Origin of the sequence: Micromonospora radicis (assembly GCF_003583405.1) — a bacterium.
Taxonomy (GTDB): Bacteria; Actinomycetota; Actinomycetes; order Mycobacteriales; family Micromonosporaceae; genus Micromonospora; species Micromonospora radicis.
Genome location: NZ_QXEC01000029.1, coordinates 1 through 16853, shown reverse-complemented (window position 1 = coordinate 16853; position 16853 = coordinate 1). Strand labels below are relative to the sequence as shown.

General features: G+C 72.1%; 18 protein-coding genes and 1 pseudogene. 15 read left to right on the top strand and 4 right to left on the bottom strand.

The genetic code is table 11. The features are described from left to right. Window positions 1-5 precede the first annotated feature (5 nt). From D2L64_RS23080 to D2L64_RS23045, 8 genes are all read left to right on the top strand, one after another. Window positions 6-1232: an LCP family protein gene (locus D2L64_RS23080; protein ID WP_119579305.1), complete on the top strand. Its 1227-nt coding sequence runs from the start codon at window positions 6-8 to the stop codon at window positions 1230-1232. A gap of 184 nt (window positions 1233-1416) precedes the next feature. After that, window positions 1417-2610: an LCP family protein gene (locus D2L64_RS23075; protein ID WP_233559102.1), complete on the top strand. Its 1194-nt coding sequence runs from the start codon at window positions 1417-1419 to the stop codon at window positions 2608-2610. Between the two features lie 192 nt (window positions 2611-2802). Beyond that, window positions 2803-3747, top strand: a complete 945-nt coding sequence (locus tag D2L64_RS23070) for an LCP family protein (RefSeq protein WP_456080980.1) — start codon at window positions 2803-2805, stop codon at window positions 3745-3747. A gap of 56 nt (window positions 3748-3803) precedes the next feature. After that, window positions 3804-4139, top strand: coding sequence for a rhodanese-like domain-containing protein (locus D2L64_RS23065; protein WP_119579304.1), 336 nt, complete (start codon window positions 3804-3806; stop codon window positions 4137-4139). Window positions 4140-4151: 12 nt separating this feature from the next. Continuing rightward, entirely contained in the window at window positions 4152-4943 is a 792-nt protein-coding gene (locus D2L64_RS23060) for a glycerophosphodiester phosphodiesterase (protein ID WP_119579303.1), read from the top strand. A 49-nt stretch (window positions 4944-4992) separates the two neighbouring features. Continuing rightward, window positions 4993-6450, top strand: a complete 1458-nt coding sequence (locus D2L64_RS23055; RefSeq protein WP_119579302.1) for a PAS domain-containing sensor histidine kinase — start codon at window positions 4993-4995, stop codon at window positions 6448-6450. Between the two features lie 68 nt (window positions 6451-6518). Next, a complete protein-coding gene (locus D2L64_RS23050) occupies window positions 6519-6932 on the top strand; it encodes an ATP-binding protein (protein WP_199714729.1) in 414 nt (137 codons plus the stop codon). An 82-nt stretch (window positions 6933-7014) separates the two neighbouring features. Then, entirely contained in the window at window positions 7015-7899 is an 885-nt protein-coding gene (locus tag D2L64_RS23045) for a DUF5926 family protein (RefSeq protein WP_119579300.1), read from the top strand. A 24-nt stretch (window positions 7900-7923) separates the two neighbouring features. Here D2L64_RS23045 and D2L64_RS23040 read toward each other — a convergent pair whose 3' ends face one another. Then, window positions 7924-9123, bottom strand: coding sequence for an arginine deiminase (locus D2L64_RS23040; RefSeq protein ID WP_119579299.1), 1200 nt, complete (start codon window positions 9121-9123; stop codon window positions 7924-7926). A gap of 164 nt (window positions 9124-9287) precedes the next feature. On the opposite strand from D2L64_RS23040, the gene D2L64_RS23035 reads away from it, so the two are divergent. The 4 genes and pseudogenes from D2L64_RS23035 to pheA all read left to right on the top strand — a co-directional run bounded on the left by D2L64_RS23035 (window position 9288) and on the right by pheA (window position 12278). After that, window positions 9288-10028 (top strand): hypothetical protein, encoded by a 741-nt coding sequence (locus D2L64_RS23035; protein ID WP_119579348.1) that lies wholly within the window; start codon window positions 9288-9290, stop codon window positions 10026-10028. A gap of 160 nt (window positions 10029-10188) precedes the next feature. Then, on the top strand, window positions 10189-10644 hold the full coding sequence (locus D2L64_RS23030) for a hypothetical protein (RefSeq protein ID WP_119579298.1): 456 nt from the start codon (window positions 10189-10191) through the stop codon (window positions 10642-10644). Between the two features lie 4 nt (window positions 10645-10648). Beyond that, window positions 10649-11203 (top strand): annotated as a pseudogene (locus tag D2L64_RS23025) (hypothetical protein); the annotation flags it as partial. 118 nt (window positions 11204-11321) lie between these two features. Continuing rightward, the gene (pheA, locus tag D2L64_RS23020) at window positions 11322-12278 is read left to right on the top strand and encodes a prephenate dehydratase (RefSeq protein ID WP_119579347.1); all 957 of its coding nucleotides are present in this window, start codon (window positions 11322-11324) and stop codon (window positions 12276-12278) included. A gap of 52 nt (window positions 12279-12330) precedes the next feature. Here the strand turns inward: pheA and D2L64_RS23015 are convergent, their stop codons facing one another. The 3 genes from D2L64_RS23015 to D2L64_RS23005 form a co-directional block, all read right to left on the bottom strand. Next, the gene (locus tag D2L64_RS23015) at window positions 12331-13047 is read right to left on the bottom strand and encodes an AIM24 family protein (RefSeq protein ID WP_119579297.1); all 717 of its coding nucleotides are present in this window, start codon (window positions 13045-13047) and stop codon (window positions 12331-12333) included. A 56-nt stretch (window positions 13048-13103) separates the two neighbouring features. Then, window positions 13104-13442 carry a metallopeptidase family protein gene (locus D2L64_RS23010; protein WP_119579346.1) on the bottom strand — a complete coding sequence of 113 codons (339 nt, stop codon included), beginning with the start codon at window positions 13440-13442 and terminating at the stop codon, window positions 13104-13106. A 115-nt stretch (window positions 13443-13557) separates the two neighbouring features. Further along, window positions 13558-13989 carry an OsmC family protein gene (locus D2L64_RS23005; protein WP_119579296.1) on the bottom strand — a complete coding sequence of 144 codons (432 nt, stop codon included), beginning with the start codon at window positions 13987-13989 and terminating at the stop codon, window positions 13558-13560. A gap of 154 nt (window positions 13990-14143) precedes the next feature. On the opposite strand from D2L64_RS23005, the gene D2L64_RS23000 reads away from it, so the two are divergent. The 3 genes from D2L64_RS23000 (at window position 14144) to D2L64_RS22990 (ending at window position 16716) form a co-directional block, all read left to right on the top strand. Beyond that, entirely contained in the window at window positions 14144-14854 is a 711-nt protein-coding gene (locus D2L64_RS23000) for a hypothetical protein (RefSeq protein WP_119579295.1), read from the top strand. 225 nt (window positions 14855-15079) lie between these two features. Further along, window positions 15080-15901 carry an HAD family hydrolase gene (locus D2L64_RS22995; protein ID WP_119579294.1) on the top strand — a complete coding sequence of 274 codons (822 nt, stop codon included), beginning with the start codon at window positions 15080-15082 and terminating at the stop codon, window positions 15899-15901. Beyond that, window positions 15901-16716 carry an HAD family hydrolase gene (locus tag D2L64_RS22990; RefSeq protein WP_119579293.1) on the top strand — a complete coding sequence of 272 codons (816 nt, stop codon included), beginning with the start codon at window positions 15901-15903 and terminating at the stop codon, window positions 16714-16716. The genes D2L64_RS22995 and D2L64_RS22990 overlap by 1 nt, the downstream gene beginning before the upstream one ends. The last annotated feature ends 137 nt before the right edge of the window (window positions 16717-16853 follow it).

Genomic DNA, 16853 nt, shown 5'->3' with positions numbered 1-16853 from the left:
GTTACATGTCAGCGACCATCCCCGCCGCCCTCCGGCTTCCTCTCCTGCACCGCAGTGCCGGGCGCGCGGCGGTGCCGGGCCCGGACCGGACCGGGCGCGCCGCCGGCCCGACCGACACCCGGTGGTACCCGGCGTACGACGACGAGCCGACCGCCGGCCGTGGGCCCGGTGGTCCCCGCGGACCGGTCGGCCCGGGTGGCCCCGGCGGTGCCGGGCAGCCGCGCGGTCGGCGACCACGCTGGCGCCGGATCGCCCTGGTGGCCGGCATCGCCGTGCTGGTGTTGGCCCTGGTCGGCGGCGGGGGAGCCTGGTTCTACGCCCGCAGCCTGGACAAGAACCTGGCCCGGACCGACCCGTTCTCCGAGATCACCGGCGGCCGACCGGCCAAGGCGGTGGACGGCGCGCTGAACATCCTCATGGTCGGCACCGACTCGCGGGATCCGGACGCGCCGATGGACCAGGCCGGCGAGTGGCGGGCCGACACCATCATCGTGATGCACATCCCCGCCGACCACCAGAAGGCGTACCTGGTCTCGATCCCGCGGGACCTGTACGTGCCGATCCCGGAGAGCGCGAGCGCGGCCTGCGACTCGGGCCAACGCCGCAAGATCAACGCCGCCTTCGCCTTCGGCGGGCTGCCGCTGGCGGTACGCACCGTCGAGTGCTTCACCGACGTGCACATCGACCACGTGATGGCGATCGACTTCGCGGGCTTCAAGCAGGTCACCGACGCCCTCGGCGGGGTCGAGCTGGAGGTGGAGCGGACGATCACCTCGATCCACAAGCCGTACCGGAAGTTCACCAAGGGCACCAACCAGATGAACGGCACCGAGGCGCTGGACTGGATCCGCCAGCGCAAGCAGTTCCCCGACGGTGACTTCGCCCGGATGCGCCACCAGCAGGAGTTCCTCCGGGCGCTGATGGACAAGGCGGCGAGCACGGGCACGTTGACCAACCCGAAGAAGCTCAACGCCTTCCTCCGGTCGGTGACCGACGCGGTCACCGTCGACAACGGCTTCTCGCTCACCGACATGGCGGTGCAGTTCCGCAATCTGCGGGGCGAGAACCTCACCTTCGTCACCAGCCCGCACCTGGGCAGCGAGACCATCAACGGCGAGTCGGTGGTGGTCTCCGACCGGGAGAAGGCGCTGGCCATGTACCGGGCGATGTCCGCCGACACGATGGCCGAGTGGGTGCAGGCCAACAAGCCGCCGACCAGCAAGAGCGGCTGACGAACCACCCTGAGTAGTTACTGTGAACCAACCGTCGATCGGCTGATTAAGTCAGTCCGTTCGGCTATTTCCGCAGGATGACGCGGTAGAGAACGGTGACTGACCGTCACGCGAACTCGCCATGGCGGGAATGCGTACGTAAGGTGTTCCCGCCCCCTTTGGATACACACGAGCTGGAGCACGCATGCCGGTTCACAGTTCCGCCCTGCTCGAGCCACCTCATGCGTCTGCCACCCCACCCCCGCCGAAGGGCGGCAAGCCCCGGGCCGGCAAGGCCGGCAAGGGCCGCCCGCGCCGCAAGGATCCCCTCTGGGCCCGACTCACCGTGGTTGCCGGCGCCGTGCTGATGATGACCAGCGGTGTCGCCATCGTCGGCAGCAAGGCGGTGATCGGCCAGGCCACCGGCAGCATCTCGCAGCGCAACCTGATCGGCGACGCGGGCAAGACCCAGGCGGAGGGCGGCGGCGATCTGGAAGGCCCGATCGACCTGCTGCTGCTCGGCGTGGACGCCCGGGAGCGCTGGGACGCCGACGACGTCCGGGCGGACAGCATCATCGTGCTGCACATCCCGGCGACCCACGACCAGGCGTACCTGATCTCGATCCCCCGGGACACCGAGGCGCGGATCCCGGCCTGGCCCAAGGGCAACTACGCGGGCGGGGTCGACAAGATCAACGCCGCGTTCCAGGTCGGCGCCCGCAACGGCGGCGGCTGGGAGGGCGGCGCCCAGGTGATGGCACAGACGATCAAGGGCATGACCGGCGTCAGCTTCGACGGCGCGGCGATCATCAACTTCGGCGGCTTCAAGAACGTCATCGACGCCCTCGGTTCGGTGCGGATCTGCCCGAAGCAGGACGTCAAGTCGACCCACATGTCGTACGTCGACGGCAAGCCGATGTGGAACGCGGACGCCAAGAAGACCGGCAAGCCGCGTACTCCGGTGGTGCACAAGAAGGGCTGCCAGGAGATGGAGGGCTGGGCGGCGCTGGACTTCTCCCGGCAGCGTTACGGCCTGGCCAACAGCGACTACGACCGCCAGGCGAACCAGCAGCAGCTGATCAAGGCGATGGCGAAGAAGGCCACCCAGAACGGCACGCTGACCAACCCGCTCAAGCTGAACGAGCTGATCAAGGCCGCCGGTAAGGCCTTCATCCTGGACACCGGGGGCGTGTCGGTGGAGGACTTCGTCTTCACCATGCGCGGGGTCACCGGCAACGAGCTGATCATGCTCAAGACCAACGGTGGCACGTACAACGCCACCGGAAGCGGCAACGAGGCGCTCGACGAACAGACCCTGGACATGTTCCGGGCGGTTCGGCAGGACAAGCTCGCCGAGTTCGTCTTCTACAACCCCGAGGTCATCTCCAACCGGAAGTGACCGGCGGGCGACCGGAATACCCGGAAGCGCCGTCACCCTGCGTGAACCTTCCCTAGCCTGACATGAGCGGACTTCATGTCGGGCTAGGGAAGGTGTGTCACGGCCAGGCGGGCGTACGACGGCGGGACGCGGAAACCGGGGAGCGGCCCCCGGCGGCCGCGGTGGCCCCGCGTACTGCTCGGGACCGGGCTGGTGGTGGTGCTGCTGGCGGCGGTCGCCGTGGTCGGTCTCCGGGTGCTCGCCGACCGGTACGAACGCACCGTCACCCGCGAGCAGCTGCTGGACCCGTCCGCCCGCGCCGACCGCACCGACCTGGACGGTCCGCTCAACTACCTGCTCGTCGGATCGGACAAACGCCCCGACGACGTCGGTCCGGAACAACGCACCGACACCATCCTGATCGTGCACGTCCCCGCCGGGCTCCGCGAGGGCTACCTGGTCTCCGTGCCACGTGACCTGCTGGTCACCATCCCACCCGGGAACGGCTGGCCCGGCGGCGAAGACAAGATCAACACCGCGTACGAGTACGGCGGTGGCGGCCAGTCCGGCGCGCAGCTGCTCTCGGCCACCCTGGCCCGGCTCACCGGAGTTCGCTTCGACGGCGCCGCCCTGGTCGACTTCGCCGGCCTGCGCAATGTGATCGACCTGCTCGGCGGCGTCAACATGTGCGTACGCACCGAGGTGCGCTCGATCCACACCAACCGGGTCTTCGCACCCGGTTGCCAGCGGATGGACGGCGCGCAGGCGCTCGACTACGTACGCCAACGCTACGACCTGCCCGGCGGCGACTACGACCGACAGACCCATCAACAGCAGCTGCTGGGGGCGATGCTCGAACGCGCGGGCGAGACCCGACTCCGCACCGACCCGGTCCAGCTGCACCGGCTCATCCAGGCCGTCGGCGAGTCGCTGACCGTGGACACCAACGGGGTGCCGGTGGAGGACCTGCTGCTCGCGCTGCGGGGCCTGTCCGCCGACGGGCTGCGCGGGGTGCAGGTGCCGTCGTACCCGCAGACGATCGACCAGGTGTCGTACGTCGTACTCGACAACGGCGGCGAAGGGCTGTTCGAGGCGGTACGCGGCACCCGGATGGCCCAGTGGGCGGGCGCGCATCCGCGCTGGGTGACGCACCTCTGACCCGCCACCGGCCGAGGCCGGGGGGATCACGCCGATCGAGGTTCTACCCTTGCACCGTGTTCGGATCACAGATTCCCACCGTCACCGTCGCCGAGATCACCGACGACACGTACCTGCTCGACGTCCGGGAGGACGACGAGTGGCAGGCCGGTCACGCGCCGACCGCCCACCACCTGCCGATGATGGAGTTGCCGGCCCGGATCGCCGAGGTGCCGACCGACCAGGACGTCGCGGTCATCTGCCGCTCCGGCGGGCGCTCCGCGCAGGTCGTGGCGTACCTGATGCGCAACGGGTGGGAGCAGGTGCGCAACGTCGCGGGCGGGATGGGCGACTGGGCCGCCGCCGGACGACCGGTGGTCGGCACGGACGGGCAGCCGGGCCGGGTCCTGTAGGGGCGGCACCGGATGGGCCCACCCCTCGTCTTCGCGCACCGAGGCGCGTCGTACGACCTGCCTGAGCACACCCTCGCCGCCTACCTGCGGGCGCTCGACGAGGGCGCCGACGGGCTGGAGTGCGACGTGCGGCTGACCCGCGACGGGCACCTCGTCTGCGTGCACGACCGTCGGCTGAACCGGACCAGCAACGGCCGCGGGCTGGTCAGCGCGCGTACTCTCGCCGAGTTGGAGAAGCTGGACTTCGGCTCCTGGCACCCGGGGTGGGTACCGGCCGACGGTGACGAGGTACTCGACGACTCGCACACCCGGCTGCTCACCCTCGAACGGCTGCTCCAGGCCGTGCTGGCGGCCGGACGGCCGGTGCGGCTGCTGGTGGAGACCAAGCACCCGTCGCGCTACGGCGGGCACGTCGAGCGCCGGCTGGTCGCGCTGCTGCGTCGCTACGGCCTGGTCGAACCGCACCCCGACGATCCGGTACGGATCACCGTGATGTCCTTCTCCCCGTTGGCCGTACGCCGGATCCGGGCGCTGGCCCCCGCGCTGCCGACGGTGCTGCTGCTGGAGGTGCTGCCCCGCTGGCTGCAACTGGGCCGACTGCCGTTCGGAGCCGGCATCGCCGGGCCGGGCATCGCGCTGGTGCGGTCCCGGCCGAGGTTGGTGCCCGCCCTGCGGGCGGCGGGCAACGAGGTCTACGTCTGGACCGTGAACGAGCCCGCCGACCTCGACCTGGTGTTGGCCGCCGGGGTGGACGGCGTGATCACCGACCGCCCGGCGCAGACCCTCGCCCGGTTACCCCGGTAACCCGTCCGGGGGTGCCCAGTAGCGCGGACGGCGGTGCACACTTTGGGTCATGGCGGACCGCACCGACTACTCGGCTCTCATCGCCGGGAACACCGTGATCATCGAGATGATCAACTCGGGCGACGCGGGCCTGCCGGTCCTCACCCAGTTGCTCCGGGTCGCCCAGCCGGCGCTCGGCGCCGCGGGCATGGCGTTCGTGGAGTTCGCACCGAGCGGCGGCCGGGTGATCGCCGCCACCGGCGCCGCCGAGTGGACCATCGGCCGCCCGCTGCCGGCCACCGACCCGGCCACCATCTGCCTGCTCGCCGGCCCCCGGGTGCAGTGCGTCCGGACCGAACACCTCAGCAGTCAGCTCGCCGTCGAGCTGGCCGAACGCGGGCTGCGCCGGATGGTGGTGTCCCGGGCGGAGATCGGTGGCCACACGGTGGGCAGCCTGCACGCCCTCTACCTCGCAGGCGACGAGGAGCCCAGCAGCGAGCAGCGGGGCGTGGTGGCCTACCTGGGTTCCTGCATCGCCCACATGTACGGCGACCAGAGCGGCCTGCCGGTGCACGGCGACGGTCCGGTGGTGGCCGCCCTCGCCGACGGGCTGGCGGTCGTCGACGCCGACGCCCACGTCCGGCTCTGGAATCCGGCCGCCGCCCGGGTGACCGGCCGGTCTTCGGCGGAGGCGCTGAACCGCCCGCTGCCCTTCCCGCTGCCCCCCTCCGGGCAGGTCCTCGACCACCGGCTGCCGGACGGGCGCTGGCTGCGGATCACGTCGGGCGACCTGTCCGGCCCGGGGACGCTGCGGGTGGTCACCTTCCGGGACATCAGCGACCAGCAGCGCCACGACCACGAGCGCGATCTGTTCGTCGCGGTCACCAGCCACGAGCTGCGTACCCCGGTGACCGTCATCAAGGGGTACGCGGACACCCTCACCGACCACTGGGAGTCGCTCAGCGAGACCGACCGCAGGCAGGCGGCCCGGGTGATCGGTCAGCGGGCGAACGAACTCGCCCGGCTGCTCGACCGGCTGCTCTCCTCCTCGGCCGAGGCGTGGCCGGGAGACGCCCCGCCGACGCCGTTCGACCTCGGTGCGACGCTGCGGACCGCGGTCGCCGACCTGCCCACCGAGCTGCGCCGCCGGACCAGCCTGGAGATTCCGGCCGAGCTGCCCCGGCCGCTCGGGCACCGGCAGAGCCTCGCCACGGTGCTCACCGAGCTGGTGACCAACGCCGGCAAGTACTCCCCGCCCGGCTCACCGATCGAGGTCAGCGCCGGTTCGGACGGCCAGACGGTCAGCCTCCGGGTCAGCGACCGCGGCATCGGCGTACGCCCTGAGCACGTCGAACGGGCCTTCGACCGGTTCTGGCAGGGCGACTCCGGCGACCGGCGCCAGTATCCGGGCACCGGTCTCGGCCTCTATCTCGTCCGCCGGATCGTTGAACAGCAGAACGGGTGGGTATTCCTTCGACCGAGAACAGGTGGCGGTACGGTCGCAGAGGTGCGGCTGCCCCGCAGGTGATCGGTGGGGACCACGGGGGCGGAAGAGGGGCAGAGGTGTCGACTTTGGCGGTCGAACGAGCATGGTGCGTGGTCGTGCCGCACCATGCCACCGGGGCACAGATCGCCCGGCACCGACTCGCCGCAGACCTGGCCGAGGTGGTGACCCCGGCGGTGCTGGCGGACCTGGTGGCGGTCCTGGCGGAGCTGGTGGGCAACGCCGTACGGCACGCCGACCCGCTGCCCGGCGGGGTGGTCCGGGTGGCCTGGCGGCTCCGCGCGACGCCCGACGGGGCACAGGTCCGGCTGCGGGTCACCGACGGTGGAGGTGCCTGCGGGCCTCGGATCCGCCCCGCCGACACCGACGCGGCCGACGGTCGCGGCCTGCACATCGTCGCCGGCCTGGCCAGCAGCTGGGGAGTCGAGCGCGACGGCCTCGGGCAGAGCGTCTGGGCGGACTTCGACCCCGTACCCGACCGACCGGGCATGGTGCCCGCCGGCTGAACGAGGCACCAACGGGTGGGGCGGCGGCGCAGCGGTGGGTCCTGCCCACCCGGTGCCGCCGGGGCCTCTAGGCTGTCTCGCCGTGAGCAAGCGTCGAAAGAACCAGCGGGCGGCCGAGCCGAACGGAAAGCGCGAGCGGGTGCGGGACGTCTTCGTCCCGCGTCCCTTCGAAGGGCTGGCGGACGAGCCGGAGTGGATCGCCCTGCGGGAGTTGGTCCCCGCCGCCTCGGCACCGCTGCGGCTCGCCCCGGCGCTGGTCGAGGAGTACGGCGACCGCCCGATCACGCTGGCCACCGTGCTGCCGATGGCCGCACCCGCGATGAGTCGGCAGGACGGGCACGTCCTGGTCGGGCTGCAACGGCACCAGCAGTCCGGTGACGTCTCGCGGGACCTGGCCGACTCGTTGCTCTGCGCGTTGCGTACCGAGCCGGGCGCCCCGGTCGCCGTGCCACCGCTGCCCGGTCCCGGTCCCCGGCTCCAGGACATCCTGGTCGACGACCGCCTGGAGATCACCCTGCACGAGGGTTTCGAGTTCTGGCTGGTGCCGGAGGCGGTCGGCGACCCGACCGTGCAGGCGTCGCTGGAGCGGGCCAACGCCGCGATCTACCCGACCGTACGGCTGACCGCCGCGCGGGCCGCGTACTGGTGCCGGGTGCCGGAGAAGGCACACGTGCGCTGGGTGTTGCCGCAGGACGAGGAGGCCGCTCTGGACGCGCTGGCGCGACTCGGTGCCGCCGGCTCGCTGACCCTCGGCGAGGGAACCCGGTTCGCCGGCATGTTCCGCGCCCACGGACGGCTGGTGCCGGTCTGGGATCTGCCCGAGGACGCCCCGGCCGACGACTGGGAGGATCCGGTCGCCGGTTTCGCAAAGCGGTACGCCGAGGCGCTCACCGAGACCGGCCCGCTCGACGCGGCGGCCCGGCGGTCCCGGCAGGGCCTGCTCGGACGCCAGCTCACCCTGCGCTAGACGAGCGCCGAGCCGGGCGGTTCCCTACCCCCGCAGCAGCGGGCAGGACATGCAGCGGGGACCGCCCCGCCCGGAGCCCAGCTCCGAGCCGGCGATCGGGATGACCTCGATGCCGGCCCGTTCCAGCTGCGCGTTGGTCTCGATGTTGCGTTCGTAGCCGACGCAGAGCCGCGGCGCCAGCGCCAGGGTGTTGTTGCCGTCGTCCCACTGTTCCCGTTCGGCGGTGACCGGGTCCAGCCCGGTGTCGATCACCCGGAGCTGGTCCAGGTCCATCGCGTCGGCCGCCGCACGCAGGAACGGCGCCGGGCCGTCGACCCGTAGCTCCTCGCCGTCGGTGCCGGCGATCACGGTGTACGCCGAGAGCGTGCTGGCGACGTTGGGGTACATCAGCACCGTGTCCACGTCGACCATCGTGCAGATGGTGTCCAGGTGCATGGTGGCGCGCTCCTGCGCGATCGGCACCACGAGGATGGTGTGCGCGAGCCCGGCCGCGAAGACCTGGCGGGCCAGCCGCTCGGCACCGGCCGGCGTGGTCCGCTCACCGACTCCGACGGCCAGTACGCCGGGCGCCAGGAGCAGCACGTCGCCGCCCTCCAGGTGCTCCAACTCCGGCTGGTAGACGAACCCGGTGTTGGCGAATCGCGGGTGGTGGCGGTAGATCGCCTCGGTGAGCGTGCTCTCCCGTCGCCGGGCCGGCATGGCCAGGCTGGTCACCCCCACCCGGTCGCCGATCCACAGCGACGAGTCGCGGGTGAACAGCAGGTTCGGCAGCGGGTCGATGACGAAGTCGTGCCGGTCCATCAGGGCGTAGACCAGCCCACCCCGGCGGTCCCGGGCGAGCCGCAGTTCCTCGTGTGCCAGGCCGGCGACGAGCACCCCGGCGAGCGCGGCCGGGTCGAGGTACGACAGGTGGGCGGCGACTCGGGACCGCAGGGTGTCGCCGAGCCGGGGAGAGCTGAGCACCCGGTCGGTCAGCTCGGTGCGGGCGTCGGCCACGGCAAGCGTCTCGGTGAGCAGGTCGGTCAGGTAGAGCACCTCGACGCCGTGCTCGCGTAGCGCCCCGGCGAAGGCGTCGTGCTCCTCCTGGGCACGCCCCACCCAGGGGATGGCGTCGAAGAGCAGCGAGTCGTTGTTGCGTGGGGTGAGCCGGGCGAGTTCCGGCCCCGGGCGGTGCAACAGCACCGTGTTGAGCCGCCCGACCTCACTGGCCACGAAGTGGGTCACTCTCGCAGCGTAGGGCAGGGTTTGGCGGCATCCGGTAAAAAGGGCTGTGGATGAATATGGCATTCATCCACACTCATTCCGGCGCTCCGGCTTGCCGACCACCGGGAGTGGCAACGTAGGGTAGTGAGAACGTAACTTCGAGGGACCTTTTGCCGGAGGTCGCGATGACTGTCTACCCCGCTCGCAGAGCCGTACCGTCCGCCCGGGCACTGCCGCCCGCAGCGGTACCCCACCCCCGCGCGGAGGCACCAGGGCTGACCACGGCCCCTCGTCCGTCCCCGTTGGAGTGGGCCCGCCGTCGGCGGGCCGAGCGCGGCGCCCGCCGGCTGGAGGCGGCCGGTGCCCGCGCGCTCGGCCAACTCGACCACCTCGGTCCGGCCTGGCACGTCGTCGACTGGCCGCGTACGGACGCCGCGGAGATCCTGCTCGACGAGAGCGACGACAACCACGCCGGATTCCTCGCCATCGGTCCGAGTGGGCTCTTCGCCGTCACCATCGCCGACCACGGCCGGGCCCGGGTCCTGGTCGCTGGGGACGTGGTGCAGATCAACGGCAAGCGTCCGCCGTACGTGACAGAGGCCCGGCGCGACGCCCGGCGGGCCAGCAAGGCACTCACCGCGGCGGTCGGCCATCCGATCCCGGTGACGCCCGTGCTCACCTTCGTGGGCTCGGGCGTCATCAGCGTCTACGGCCTGCCCAAGGACTGCCTCATGGCGACGCATCGGGAACTCGACCGGCTGCTCGTCGCCGCCGGCAACCGGATCAGTCCGGCGACCGCCGAGAAGCTTTCCCGGGTCGCGCAGCACCCCAGCACCTGGATGAGCGGCAGTCACCCACCGGCGGCGGACTACCGGTGGTACGAGGACGGCCGAACGGCCGCTGACAAGGCGGCCACCCACCGGTAACGTCTGCGGCGACGCCACGCGGTCGACCGGCCGGTGTTCCGCCCAGGCCCACGCCGGCGCGACGGGCAGCCGGCGGCGACCCGGACTGCCGGCGCGCGGTCGGCGGTCGCCGCGACGACCGGCTAGCGTGGACGTACCGTCGGTGTACATAGGAGGCGCGGTGGCCCACGTCGAACTCTCGCTCTCGGAAGTGTTCGCGACCGCACCGGGGACACCGACAGAGCAGGAGTACGACAACATCGGCCGGTGGTCGGCGACGGTCTCCAGCGCGGACGAGCCCTGCCTGTTGATCGACGCCGAGACGCGGGTGGTGGCGGTCTCCGCCAGCGGCTGCGACCTGCTCTGCCTGGGTACGCCGGAGGAGCTGATCGGCTTGCCGCTGCTCGACGGCGGGCTGCGGCTGCTGGACTTCACCGCCAACCCGCGCGAGTTGACCGAGCCGGAGCTGGACAAGATCCCGCCACTGCTGGCGCTCTCCTCCGGCCGGCTGGCCCGGGGCCTGCTGCGCATCGAGGCGCCCGAGGGTGCCTCCGACGCGACCGTGGACGCCATCTCCACGCCGGTGCTGGCCGGCGAGGGCGTGGCCGGTTCGCTCACCTTCTTCTCCGAGCTCTGAGGCGATGCCCGTCGCCGCTGCCGGCCGTCGGCCGGGAGCCCCCGACCGACGGCTGTGGCGCCCGCCGCTCCTCCTGGTGCTCGGCACGCTCCTACTGGCCGGCTGTGGTGAACCGCCGGAGGTACGCAGCCCCGCCCAGGGTCTGCCCACGTTGCCGGCGACGCCGAACGCGACCGGGTCGGCCACGTCCACGCCGACGCCCCCCGTCGGCCTGCCCGGCGTCGGCACACCCACCCCGTCGACCGACCCCGGTCTGGTCGCCGTGGCCTGCCGGAACGGCCCCTCCCCGCAACGGATCATCGACCTGGTCCGTGGTCGGGACGGCCCGCTTCCCCGCACCGCGAAGGTCCGGGTCGACAACGGCCCGCGCTGCGCGGCGGACTGGCAGTTCACCGCGCTCGACGTGACCGGGTACGAGCCGTTGCAGGTGGTCACCCGGGAGCAGGCCGGCACGGTGCGCCTGGTCACCGCCGGCACGGACGTCTGCTCGGCCGAGGTACGGGTGGCCGCGCCGCCGGGTATCCGTACGCTGGCCTGCGGCGACGATGCCCCGGGGACGATACCGCTGCCCACGTCGACGCCGATCGTGCCGTCGCTGCCGACGACACCGCTGCCGACCACCCCGCTACCGACGCCTTCGGCCTCGTCACCGGGCCCGGGTGCGTAGGCTGGGCGCCATGCCGGGAACGCCGCCGACCCGATTCGTCTACCTCGGACCCGAGGGCACCTTCGCGGAGCAGGCACTACGCACCGTGCCCGCCGCCGAACGGGGCACCCGTACGCCGGCCCGCAGCGTGGGCGATGCGCTGGAGGCGGTACGCGCCGGGGACGCCGACGCCGCGCTGGTGCCGCTGGAGAACTCCATCGGCGGCGCGGTCGGCGTGACCCTCGACGAGCTGGCCGAGGGGGAGCCGCTGGTGATCACCCGTGAGGTGATCCTGTCGGTGGAGTTCGTTCTCGGCGCCCGGCCGGGTACCCAACTGCCGGCGGTGCGCAGCGTCGCCGCGCATCCGCAGGCGTCGACCCAGTGCCGGGGGTGGCTGCGGGCCCACCTACCGGACGCGACAGTGGTCGACGTGCTCTCCAACGGCGCGGCGGCGGCCGGCGCGGCCACCGGCGAGTACGACGCGGCGATCTGCGCCCCGATCGGCGCGGCCCGGCACCGGCTCGCCGTACTCGCCGACAAGATCGCTGATCATCCCGACGCGGTGACCCGGTTCGCGCTGCTCTCCCGGCCGGGTCCGCCACCGCCGCCCACCGGCGACGACGTCACCTCGCTCGCCGTATACATCGCGCACGACCGGGTGGGCGCGCTGTTGTCCGTACTGATGGAACTCGCCGTCCGGGGCGTCAACCTGACCCGCATCGAGTCCCGGCCGACCGGCGAGGCCCTCGGCCGGTACGTCTTCTTCCTCGACTGCACCGGTCACGTCGCCGACGTCCGGCTGGGCGAGGCGCTACAGGGACTGCGTCGGGTGTGCGCGGACGTCCGGTTCCTCGGTTCCTACCCCCGACACCGGTGGACCGGGACGGCGGGCGAGCGCCCGGTTCCCGCCCCGGCCGGTCTCTCCGAAGCCGACTACACCGACGCCGCCGCCTGGCTGGCCCGGCTGCGGGCGGGCGAACTGAGTTGAACAGCCGGGCCGGTGCGCCGAGCTGAGCCCGGTGCGTGGTGGTCGGGAGGTCTCACCGGAACAGCCCGCCGAGCGCCCCACCCTGGTCCTGCTGGCCGCTGCCCAGCACCGGCGGCTCCTCGGACGGCTGGACGACGACGAAGCCGTGCCCGGCGAAGCTCATCGTGTACGCCTCGCCGGTGGTACGGCCCAGCAGCGTGCCGAGCCCGAGTTGGTCGGCCCGGTGGTAGCCGGTCTGCAACCCGGCCGACCAGCACACCGCGGCCTGCGGATCCACGTAGGTGGGCGCGTCGACGGCGAGCACCACCGGGGTGCCCCGGGTGGTCACCGCGATCCGGCCCTGCCCGGTGAAGACGCAGTTGAACAGGCCGGTCGACGCCATCCCCGCCCCGCCGACCAGCTTGATGTCGTACCGGAGTCCGGCGTCGAAGGCCAGCACGCTGGAGCCGTTGATGGACAGGGCGTCGCCCGGCTCCAGGTCGATGATGTGCACGTCCTTGGCGAAGTCGGCGAGGAACACGTCGCCGCGACCGGTCAACTTCATCAGGGGCACACCCTCGCCGGTGAGCTTCTGCTTGAGGAAGTTGCCCAGCCCGCCGGAGCCGAGCGCCTGGAACTGCACCTGCCCCTGGTAGGCGACCATCGAGCCGACCCGGGCCAGCACCTCGCCATCCAGTTCGACCTTCAACATCTTGGCGTTCTGCAGCCGCATGCCGGGGTGCGCGGACTCCCGCTCCAGATTCGCCGCCGAGAACAGCTCGCTGCGCATGGGTTCCTCCCGTACTCGCCGTTTCTGGCGGAGACGGTAGGTCAGGCCCGCAACGCTCAGCCCCAGCCGAGTTCGTGCAGCCGGGCGTCGTCGATGCCGAAGTGATGGGCGATCTCGTGCACCACGGTCACCGCGACCTCCTCGATGACGTCCTCGTCGGTGTCGCAGATCCGCAGGATCGGGTTCCGGTAGATCAGGATCCGGTCCGGCAGGACACCGGCGTAGTCCCAGCCCCGGTCGGTCAACGCGTGCCCCTCGTAGAGGCCGAGCAGATCCTCCCCCGGCGGTGGGTCGTCCTCCACGAGGATCACCACGTTGCTCATCAGCGCCAGCAGTTCCTCCGGAACCTCGTCCAGCGCCTCCCCGACCAACTCCTCGAACCGCTCCCGCTCCATCTCGACCGCCACGGTCCCATTCTCTCCCACCCGCGCGCCGATCCCGCACTTCGATCGCGGCAGCCCGAAGCCAGGCAGCGACCGTCGTACGGGATCGGCGCAGGGCGGGTAGCGGTCAGGAGGTCAGGCGAGCGGTGAGGGTGATCTCGGCGCCCGGCGACAGCAGACGGGAGATCGGGCAGTTCTGCTTGGCGGTCTCGGCCAGCTTGGCGAACTGCGCCTCGTCGATGCCGGGCACCTCTCCGACGGTGTCCAGCTCGATGCGGGTTACGGTGAATCCGGCGTCGGTCTTGTCCAGGTGCACCTTCGCGGTGGTCTCCACGGAGGTCGGCGTCGTGCCGGCGTCGGCGAGCGCCTTGGAGAAGGCCATCGAGAAGCAGCCGGCGTGCGCGGCGCCGATCAGCTCCTCGGGGTTGGTGCCCTCTCCCTCCTCGAAGCGGGACTTGAAGGAGTAGTTCCCCTGCAGTCCGCCCTTGCCGGTGCGGATCGTGCCGGAGCCCTCGGGGAGGTTGCCCTGCCAGCGTGCGGAAGCGGTACGAATAGGCATGTCCTGACGCTAGCCCACCGGGCGGCGACTGGCGTCCTTCCGGGGTGCTGTCGCCGTCCGGCTGCCGGCCGATGGTGGTCGGCTGTGCCATGATTCGTCACAGACCCCGAGGCCCAGCCGGTACGCGGACCAGGCCACGAGGAGGTGTGCAGCGGTGACCGACGACCGTTCCATCCCCCGTCAGGACGACCGGTCCGACGGCAGCACGGTGATGCAGTGGGGCGCGGAGCCCGAGGAGGCGACCGAGACCGGTCGGCTGCGTCGGGCGGTCTCCGGTTTCCACCAGGACCACCGGGTGCCGCTGCTGCTCGCCGGCCTCGGCGCCGTGGCCGCCCTGGCGTCCCTGCTCGGCGAGTGGGTGACGGTGACCCTGCCCACCGGCGGCGCCTACGACGGCACGCCGGTCGAGATGCCGAGCAACGTCTCCGAGATCGGCGGGTTGGGCATCGGCTACCTCGTCGGCCTCCTCGTGCTCGGCGCCACCGCCGCCCTCGCGCTGCGCGGCACCGCCCCGGTGCGGCCGAACGCCCGAGTGGCCGGGCTCGCCCTGGCCGTGGGGCTGCTCGCGGTGCTGGCCGCGACCGCGATCTCGCTCCAGGACGACGGGCGCCGGACCTACGCCAACGCGGATGGCATCGACGTCGAGCTGGGGCGCGGTCTGGTGATGGCCTTCGTCGCCGTGCTGCTGTTCGCGGCGGCCCTCGCGCGGAGCGCGGCCGGGTCGGACGGGCCGGACGGCGAGCCGGGCCGGCGACGGACGCGGCCCCGCCGGATCGAGGCGGACGATTCCGACGACGACCGGCCACCGATCGAGATCACCGTCGCCCCGGCGGTTCCCTTCGCGCGCGAAGCCCACCCCGACTGACCTGCCCGGGACACCCCGTCCGACCCGCGCGGCGTACCCCGACCGGGCGAGGTGTGGCCGGCTGTCCGCCGGCCATCCGAGCTGCGCCGTCCGTTGGCACCCGATTCGCCTGGAAGCCATGGTTGCGACCGGTTCGGCGAGGTACGGTTGCTGCCCGCCGTCACGCCGGGTCGCCATCGACGACCGGAACGGCTGGCCGCGACGGCGGCGGGCGAAGGAGGAACGATGACCCGCCCGGGCCTGCCCAAGCTGATCGCCACCGACCTCGACGGGACGCTGGTACGCAGCGACGACACCGTGTCGGCGTACACCCACGGGGTGCTGGACCGGGTGCGTGCCGCCGGAATCCCGGTGGTCGGTGCCACCGGTCGCGGTCCCCGGTTGACCGAGCTGACCCGCAACGACATCCGCGCGGCGGACTTTCTGGTGATGGCCGGCGGCGGCCGGGTGGTGGACCAGAGCGACCCCGCCGGCCCGGTGGTGCTCCGCGACGAACGCCTTTCCAGCGAGGTACTGGCCAGCCTGTTGGCCGATCTGGAGGCGGCGGTCGGCCCACTGACCGTGATGGTCGAGGCGTCCGACGAGCACGACGCCCCGCTGTGGGGTGACTACCACCCGGCCTGGCCCTACCAGGACCGGTTCGAGGTACGTACCCGCGACGAGTGCCTGGCCGGCGACGTGATCAAGGCGTTCGCCCGTACCGCCGACCATCATGTGGACGAGTTGCTCAGCGTGGCCCAGGAGATCGTTCCGCCGCAGCTGGCCACGCTCACCCAGGCCGGGCTGGGCTTCATCGAGATCTGCCCGCCCGGGGCGGACAAGGCGACCGGGCTGAGCGTGGTGGCGCAGCGCCTCGGTGTCGACCCGGCCGAGGTACTGGTCTTCGGCGACATGCCCAACGACCTGCCGATGTTCGAGTGGGCCGGCTGGGCGCGGGTGGCGGTAGCCAACGCGCACCCGACGCTGCGGGCCGCCGCCGACGAGATCACCCTGCGCAACGACGACGACGGGGTGGCGGTCTACCTCGACCGGCTACTGTCCAGGTGATGGAGGAAACGCCCCGACTGGTCGCCAGCGACATCGACGGCACGCTGCTGCGCGACGACCGTACGCTCAGCGCCCACACCGCCGAGGTGCTGGCCCGGATCTCCGCCCAGGGCACGCCGGTCGTGCTGGTCACCGGCCGGCCGATCCGCTGGCTGAAGCTGGTGTACGAACAGCTGGCCGAGCCGCTGCCGGCGGTCTGCGCCAACGGCGCGGTGGTCTACGACCCGGTCGGCGACGAGGTGCTGCGGGCCGATCCGCTGGCCCCGGAGCTGCTCGCCGAGGTGGCCCGCCGGCTGCGGGCCGAGGTGCCCGGGGTGAGCTTCGCCGTGGAGGTAGTCGACAGTCGGCAGATGCGGCACGAGGCGCACTACCCGCTGCGCTGGGACGCCGACGACACGGCGATCCGGGCGGTGCTGACGCCCGACGAGCTGCACTCGGCACCGGCGGTGAAGCTGCTGGTCCGGGCCGAGGGGCAGCAGGATCCGGACCGGTTCACCCAGCTGGTCGCCGGTGCCCTGGCCGGGCTGGCCGAGGCGACCCACTCCTCGCACTCCGGCCTGGTGGAGATCTCGGCGGCCGGGGTGACCAAGGCGGCCGGGTTGGCCTGGTACTGCCACCGGATCGGCGTCGAGGCGAGCCAGGTGCTGGCCTTCGGCGACATGCCCAACGACGTACCGTTGCTGACCTGGGCGGGCCGTGGGGTGGCGGTGGCCAACGCGCACCCCGCCGTACTGGCGATCGCCGACGAGGTCACCTCGGCGAACTCCACCGACGGGGTGGCGGCGTACCTGGAGAAGGTCTTCGGGGTCGACTAGACAGGTAAGTCCTAACTCGGGGCGGGGCTGCGGGCGCAGCGAAGGTCTAGCTAGTCGTGTCTCGAAGTCGGGTGCGGCGGGCCGGTGATCGATAGACAGCATTGGATGATCCGCGCTGGCGCCGTGGCTGGCAGCCC